This is a genomic window from Bergeriella denitrificans NBRC 102155, assembly GCF_001592185.1.
Classification (GTDB): domain Bacteria; phylum Pseudomonadota; class Gammaproteobacteria; order Burkholderiales; family Neisseriaceae; genus Neisseria; species Neisseria denitrificans.
Genome location: NZ_BCWL01000112.1, coordinates 1 through 7,034 on the forward strand (window position 1 = coordinate 1; position 7,034 = coordinate 7,034).

Annotated in this window: 7 protein-coding genes; 3 read left to right on the forward strand and 4 right to left on the reverse strand. The window is 54.1% G+C overall.

The annotated features are described in order from the left end of the window. Positions 1-9: 9 nt before the first annotated feature. Both BDE01S_RS06910 and BDE01S_RS06915 read right to left on the reverse strand, forming a co-directional pair. Complete coding sequence (locus tag BDE01S_RS06910; RefSeq protein WP_082790441.1) at positions 10-960, reverse strand: PDR/VanB family oxidoreductase; 951 nt, start codon at positions 958-960, stop codon at positions 10-12. Beyond that, a complete protein-coding gene (locus BDE01S_RS06915; protein ID WP_066079250.1) occupies positions 960-2,003 on the reverse strand; it encodes an aromatic ring-hydroxylating dioxygenase subunit alpha in 1,044 nt (347 codons plus the stop codon). Before BDE01S_RS06915 ends, BDE01S_RS06910 begins: the two co-directional genes overlap by 1 nt. Positions 2,004-2,453: 450 nt before the next feature. Here BDE01S_RS06915 and BDE01S_RS06920 point away from each other — a divergent pair, with 450 nt between their 5' ends. The 3 genes from BDE01S_RS06920 to gluQRS all read left to right on the forward strand — a co-directional run bounded on the left by BDE01S_RS06920 (position 2,454) and on the right by gluQRS (position 5,633). Beyond that, entirely contained in the window at positions 2,454-3,725 is a 1,272-nt protein-coding gene (locus BDE01S_RS06920) for an MFS transporter (protein ID WP_245934307.1), read from the forward strand. Positions 3,726-3,810: 85 nt separating this feature from the next. Next, complete coding sequence (locus BDE01S_RS06925) at positions 3,811-4,542, forward strand: alpha/beta fold hydrolase (protein WP_066079256.1); 732 nt, start codon at positions 3,811-3,813, stop codon at positions 4,540-4,542. Positions 4,543-4,700: 158 nt separating this feature from the next. Then, on the forward strand, positions 4,701-5,633 hold the full coding sequence (gene gluQRS / locus BDE01S_RS06930; RefSeq protein WP_066079258.1) for a tRNA glutamyl-Q(34) synthetase GluQRS: 933 nt from the start codon (positions 4,701-4,703) through the stop codon (positions 5,631-5,633). An 89-nt stretch (positions 5,634-5,722) separates the two neighbouring features. On the opposite strand, the gene BDE01S_RS06935 is transcribed toward gluQRS, so the two are convergent. Both BDE01S_RS06935 and BDE01S_RS06940 read right to left on the reverse strand, forming a co-directional pair. Next, positions 5,723-6,217, reverse strand: a complete 495-nt coding sequence (locus BDE01S_RS06935) for a nuclear transport factor 2 family protein (RefSeq protein ID WP_245934308.1) — start codon at positions 6,215-6,217, stop codon at positions 5,723-5,725. Between the two features lie 163 nt (positions 6,218-6,380). Then, positions 6,381-6,974 carry a DsbA family protein gene (locus BDE01S_RS06940; protein ID WP_066079261.1) on the reverse strand — a complete coding sequence of 198 codons (594 nt, stop codon included), beginning with the start codon at positions 6,972-6,974 and terminating at the stop codon, positions 6,381-6,383. Positions 6,975-7,034: the final 60 nt, after the last annotated feature.

A 7,034-nucleotide genomic window follows, 5' to 3' on the forward strand; every position in this document is an offset into this window, starting at 1 on the left:
ATAGTCGTTTCATAAATCCAATACCAAAACATCCGAACGCGCACGCGAGCAGCATGGGGTGAATACTTTCCCTTCGGCATGTTCTTCCTCGGTCAGGAATTGGTCGCGATGCAGAACTTCGCCGTCAACCAAATGGGTCAGACAGGTGCCGCAAATACCTTCTTCGCAGGAAACCGGCACAAAATAGCCTTCTTCTTCCAAGACCTGCGTGATGCTTTTATCAGCCGGAATATCGATAAGTGCGCCATTACTGGCGATTTGAACTTGGAACGGACGGTTTTCCGACTCATCCAAAGGAGCCGCTTGAAAAAGCTCACGATGCAGATTTTCAGACGGCCAGCCTTTAGCCGAGGCCGTCTGAAATACGGCGTCCATAAAACCCAATGGGCCACAGGTGTAAAGATGCAGGCCGTCGGCAGGTGCTTCAATCAGGCTTGACAGCAACTCGGGCGAACGGCGCGGACTTTGGTGAATCAATTCGACTTTACCTGCCGCATCGGCCTGTTGCAGGCGCTCGGCAAAAAGGATATCGGCTTCGTTGCGGCAAAAGTAATACAGTTTGACTTCAACACCTTGCTGCAGCAGGGCTTCAAACATGGCCATCAATGGCGTAATGCCGATGCCGCCGGCAAACAGTAAGGCGCGCTGTTTGCCTTCAGCCAGGGGAAACAGGTTGCGCGGCGTATTGATATCCAGTATGTCACCGATGCGGATATGCTCATGTATATATTGCGATCCGCCGCGCGATGTTTCTTCATGCAAGACGGCAATGCGGTAAGCGTTATCGGTCATCGGGTAGTGCCAAAGCGAATATTGGCGGATTAAGCCGTTGCCGAGCTTCAGATCGATATGTGCACCGGCGGTGTAGTCAGGCAGGCGGCTGCCGTCTTCGGGCTCGAGGGTTAGCAGTTTAATCCTGCTGCCGCAACTGCGGATTTCGGTTACGCGTGTTTTCATCATCAGCCTCCATCTGCCTGCTCGGCTTGGATTTTTTTGTCGATGAGCTTCCGAGCCTGCACGCCGCCGGAATCAATGTTTAACATCAACAGGCGGCGCTCGGGGTAATCGAGCAGGTTTTGCTGCTGCTTCTCGAGCATTTCCAAATCTTCGCTGAATATTTTGCCTTGGCCGTCGCGGATTTGGCGCGTGGTTTCCTCGTCTTGCACATTGAAGCGGCGTGCCATGCCCCAGAAATACCAATGCGAGGTTTCAGTTTCGGGGGTGATGAAATCAACGACGATGCTGGAAACTTTGCGTTCCTCCGGCGCATGGTAGCCGCCGTGTCCGGCCTCGGCAACGCCGACTTCGATATGAACATTGCTCGGCAGATGAAAATGGCAGCGTTGCCAGCGGTCAACCGGTTGTGTGGCATCCAAACCTTTGGACCGCATACACGCTTGCCAGAAAGGCGGGGCGTAGATATTTTCCATATTGCGTTCCAAAGTGACGATTTCGCCGTTGACGGTGGTTTTTAATGGTGCTTCGTCAATTTCTTTTTGGCCGATGCTGCTGGCGTGAACATAGGTTTCATGGGTCAAATCCATCAGGTTGTCAATCATCAGACGGTAATCGGCTTGGATATGGTAAAGGCCGCCGCCATATGCCCATTCCTCGCTTTCTGCCCATTCCAAATAAGGCAGCTGCGATTCGTCTGCGGTTTCTTTTTCACCGGCCCAAAACCAGATAAAGCCGTATTTTTCCACTACGGCATACGGGCGGACGCAGGGAAAACTTTGTACGCGCTGCATGGGCATGGATTGGGGTTTGCCTGCGCAGTCGATTTCCAATCCGTGGTAGCCGCACACCAGATTACCGTCCCGCACAAAGCCCAAAGACAGGGGGGCGCCACGATGCGGACAAAAGTCTTCCACGGCGGCAACACCTGCTCCGCTGCGGAACAAAACGATTTTCTCATTGCAAATAGTGCGTCCCAAAGGCTGCTCGCCAACCTCTTCGCTGCGTGCGGCAACGTACCAGGCATTACGGATAAAAGTAGTCGTCATGTTCTGCCTCCTGTGTGGTGTTTTATCGTTATCGTCATTTCCAATCAGTATGATACGTTGCTGCCGCTTTGTGTCATGCTGGTTGTGTACGACTGTATCTGTTTCAGGCTGCCTGAAACCATAGGTGGTAGAAAAAATTTAATCAACAAGCAACAGACTGTCAACAAGATTGCTACTAAGAAAATGTAAAACCCGTCTTAATATCACAATGATAAAAAATAAATAAAATAAAAACATATAGATATTTTCAATACAAATCAAAGGCAAATATTTTTTGCGATTCTTTATTGTCAACTAAATTGATATTCCCAGATTGATTTTTACCGCTGCTTCCATTATCTTTTTGACAACGGACAGCTCGGTCAAACCGTTGAATCCGCTACCGAAACCGCACTTCGGAGGAAAAACATGAATGCAATGACTTTAAAACGGCAAGTTGATGAAAAGCCTATGAATGCTTTTCAATGGTTGGTGGTTGCCATTTGTATCTGTTTGAACATTATCGACGGCTTCGATGTATTGGTGATGGCATTTACTGCTTCGGCTGTTGCCAAAGAATGGAGTTTATCCGGCGCACAAATCGGCTTGCTGCTCAGCTCAGGACTGTTCGGCATGGCCGCCGGCTCGCTGATATTGGCTCCGCAGGCAGATAAATTCGGCCGCAAGCCGGTGATTTTACTGTCGCTCGTGGTGGTATCGGCCGGTATGATTCTGAGTAGCTTCAGCACTTCTGCTGTGATGCTGGGCATTTTGCGCTTTATTACAGGCGTGGGTATCGGCGGCATTTTGGCCAGTAGCAATGTACTGACCAGCGAATACTCCTCCGCAAAATGGCGCAGCTTCACCATCAGCCTGCAATCTGCCGGTTACGGTATCGGCGCAACCGGCGGTGGCTTGGTATCGATGTATCTGATTGAAGCCTATGGCTGGCAGTCGGTATTCCTGTTCGGCGGCCTGCTCTCTACTGCCTTTATTTTCGTGGTTTGGCTGTGTTTGCCCGAATCATTGGAGTTTCTGCTATCGCAGCAACCCAAAGGCGCCTTGGGTAAAGCGCAAAAACTGACTGCCAAACTGGCTTTACCGCGTATGGAAAGCCTGCCGCCCAAGCCGCAACACACCTTGCAGACCTCTTCGGGCTTCGGTAGCCTGTTCGGTCAAGGCAACACCATGCCGACGCTGATGATTTGGGCAGCATTCTTTTTAGTAATGTTTGCGTTTTACTGTATCTTGAGCTGGACGCCCAAGCTGCTGACCGGCGCGGGCATGACGGCAGAACAAGGCATCAGCGTCGGCATCTGGATGAATATCGGCTCGATGTTTGGCGCAATCTTTATCGGCTTTTTGGGGACGCGCTTCAATATCAAAACCGTTCACGCCGTTTTCCTGCTGTTAACCGCGCTTTTGACCTTATCCTTTGCGCAAAGCCTGTCGCAACTGACCTTAGCCATGGCACTGGCCTTTTTCCTCGGCAGTTTTGCCAACGGCTCGGTAGCCGGGCTGTATGCCGTTGCCCCGACGCTTTATGAATCCGCCAACCGCGCCCGCGGCGTGGGCACGGCCATTACTTTCGGACGTGCCGGCAGCATTGTCTCGCCTATGATTATCGGCTTTTTGCTCGATGCCGGATGGCAGCCGGTGAGCTTGTTTTACTTAAATGCCGCCGTATTTGCCTTAGCGATTGCGGCTGTATGGAAGCTGAAACAGCTCAAACCGGCAGGATAAAATCTGCTCCATGCCGTCTGAAACAGCCCGCCCACACTCGGCAGCGCGCTGATTTTCAGACGGCTTTTTCACCAAAAGGAAACCCATGAAGCCCAAAATCTATTTATTATGTGGCTTATTGTGCGATGCCACTGTTTGGCAGCACCAAGCGGCAGCGCTGGCACCTTATTTTGATGTTGAAACCTTCAGCTTCCGGGGTTTCGATGATTTAACCGCCATGGCCGAACATGTTTTGGCGCAAGATTCCGTGCCGTTTGTCTTGGCCGGACACTCCATGGGCGCACGCGCAGCACTCGAAATCTGCCGCCTGGCGCCGCAGCGTGTGGAAAAACTGATTCTGTTCGATACCGGCGTTCATCCGCTGAAAAAAGGAGAAACCGAAAAACGTGCCGACTTAGTACAAGCTGCCAAGCAATACGGTATGCCGCATTTGATTGCACACTGGCTGCTGCCGATGCTGGCCGGGCATCACCACCGGCAGCCTGAAATCGTCGAGCCATTATCCGAGATGGTATTGCGCCATACGCATGATGATTTTGCCAAACAAATCCGCGCCCTCCTCAATCGCCCCGATGCCGCCGCCGTGTTACGCGCCATACGCTGCCCGCTACTGCTCGGCACTGGTGAACTGGATACCTGGAGCCCTGTCGAGCAACATCAGGAGATGCAGCAAATCGCACCGCATGCAAAACTTTCCGTATTCCCGTCAGCCGGACATATGGCACCGTTTGAAACGCCCCATGTCGTCAACCGCACTCTGCTCGAATGGCTGCTTCCCCAGGCAGTATCAATCTCAACTCTGCAGACAAACGCCTAGCCATTTCACTATTGCGGCGCACCACACCACAAATCAGGTCCGCCACCAACAATATCGATTAAGGCCGTCTGAAAACTCTGATTTCAGACGGCCTTCCATTCAAATCCCCTAAAAAATATCTTAAAATTCCCATTTAATCCGATTTTTACCGTATATAAATGAACCACGCCCCCTACACCGGCCGTTTCGCCCCCAGCCCCACCGGCCTGCTGCATATCGGCTCGCTGCTGACTGCGCTGGCTTCTTATGCCGATGCGCGTGCCAACGGCGGGCGCTGGCTGGTGCGGATGGAAGACTTGGATCCGCCGCGCGAGATGGCGGGGGCGGCGGATGCGATTCTGCATACTTTGGAAGCGTTCGGCTTCGAGTGGGATGGGGAAGTGGCGTATCAAAGCCGCCGTCATGATTTATACCGCGCAACGCTGGCGCGCCTGCAAAGCGGCGGGGCGGCCTATCCCTGCTATTGCAGCCGCAAAGACTGGCAGGCTGCGGCGGCGCGGGGGACGGACGGTTTTGTGTACAACGGACGCTGCCGCGTGCCGGCCGACCGCCCTGCCGCTTCGGGCAAGCTGCCTGCCTGGCGTTTGCGCGTGCCCGATGAAACCGTGGGTTTTTCAGACGGCATTGTCGGGGCATACGCGCAAAATCTGGCGCGGGATATCGGTGATTTTGTTTTGCTGCGGGCAGACGGTTTCTGGGCTTACCAGCTGGCGGTGGTGGCGGACGATGCGGCGCAGGGGGTCACGCATATTGTGCGCGGGCAGGATTTGCTGGTTTCTACGCCGCGCCAGATTTATCTGCAACGCTGCTTGGGCGCGCCCACGCCGCAATACGCGCACCTGCCGCTGCTGACCAACCGCCTGGGGCAGAAATGGTCGAAGCAGACGCTGGCGCCTGCTTTGGATTTGCTCCGCCGCGAAGCCCTGCTGCGCGAGGTGATGGGCTATCTGAACCTGCCGCCCGCGCCCGAGGTCGCCCGCCCGCGCGATTTGCTGGATTGGGCGGTGGCGCATTGGCAGCTGGACAAAGTGCCCCGCCATGCGGTTTGTACGGAACGCGAGGCGGCAGACAGCAACGCGCTTCCGGATTAGCTTCGGGTTTTGTCCTACGCCGGGCATAAAAAAAGCCGTCTGAAAACGCGCAGTTTTCAGACGGCTTTTTTTATGCTTATGCGGTATTTTTAGAACATACCGCGGCCGCTGACGGTTTTTTCCGGTACGGCTTGGATGACATCCCAATGTTCGACGATTTTGCCGTTTTCATCGAGGCGGAAAATATCGACTACGGCTTCGCCGCGGTCTTTTTCATCCATTTGGCTGTGCACGTGCAGCCACACCAAATCGCCGTCGGCCGCCACGCGTTTCACTTCGGCGCGGGAACCGGGGTGTTCTTTCAAAAACGGTGCGAACGCATCGATAAAGGCTTGGCCGCCGTCGGCTACGCCCGGATTATGCTGCAGGTATTCCGCGCCGACGTACTGCTCCGTGGCCTCTTTGACTTTGTGCTGGTTAAACGCCAAATCGTAAAACGCCAATACATTGGCTTTATTGCGTTCGGTTTGGCTCTGCGCCTGAGCGGACGAAGCGGCCGCAGGGGCGGCGGTTTCGGTTTTTGCCGGCGCACAGGCAGCCAAGGCCAGAGCGGAAGCCAGAACGAGTAAGGATTTTTTCATCATGATGTCGGATCTTTCTATGTTATTGTGTTTAAAAACATGGTCAAAGAAAATTTGAGCCGTGCGAGCCAACGCCGCAGCAGGTTTCGCAAGCGGCTACAGCTGTCGAAAGCACCCGCCCGCTTTACCCATGCCGCGCAAAGCGTCAGCATGACATTGAAATCAATCAGGCGAATAGTACACCGCTGTCTTCAACGCGCCAAGTACCGCCGTCCGTTTCACGCACCAGCAAACCCGGTACGCCGCGCAAGCCGTGTTGCCGCATCAACGCTTGGCCGGCTTGGATTTCCCGTTCGGCAGCGGCAGTCAAATCAGGCGTATCCAATAAAGCGGCGGCTTCGGCCAACCCGTTTTCGGTCAGGATGGCGGCCACCGTGTCCTTCCCGGCGTTTTGCCTGCCGTCAACATAGCGGGCCGTCTGAAATTTTTCCAGCATTTCCAATTGGCGTTCGGGCGCGGTTTGGGCAACGGCGGTCATGCCCTGCACCAAATACCACGAGTCAAACGCACCCGGCGTTTCCAAAACGTGCCTGCGGTAGGCTTCGCTGAATTCAAGACCCGTCAGCTGCGCGATACGTTGGTCGTTTGCCCAAGCATATCCGGCAAACTCCGCATCCATCACGCGGTTGCTGCGGCTAAACAGACCGGTGGCTTGCAGGCGGATATGATTTTGCGGATCGGCGGCGAGTTTGGCCAAACCGGCGGACGCACCGTAGCACCAACCGCACAAAGGGTCGTATAAATAAATGATGTTTTGCATGATATATATTGAAGGCCGTCTGAAAACCTGCCGTTTTTTCAGACGGCCTGCGTGTTTTTA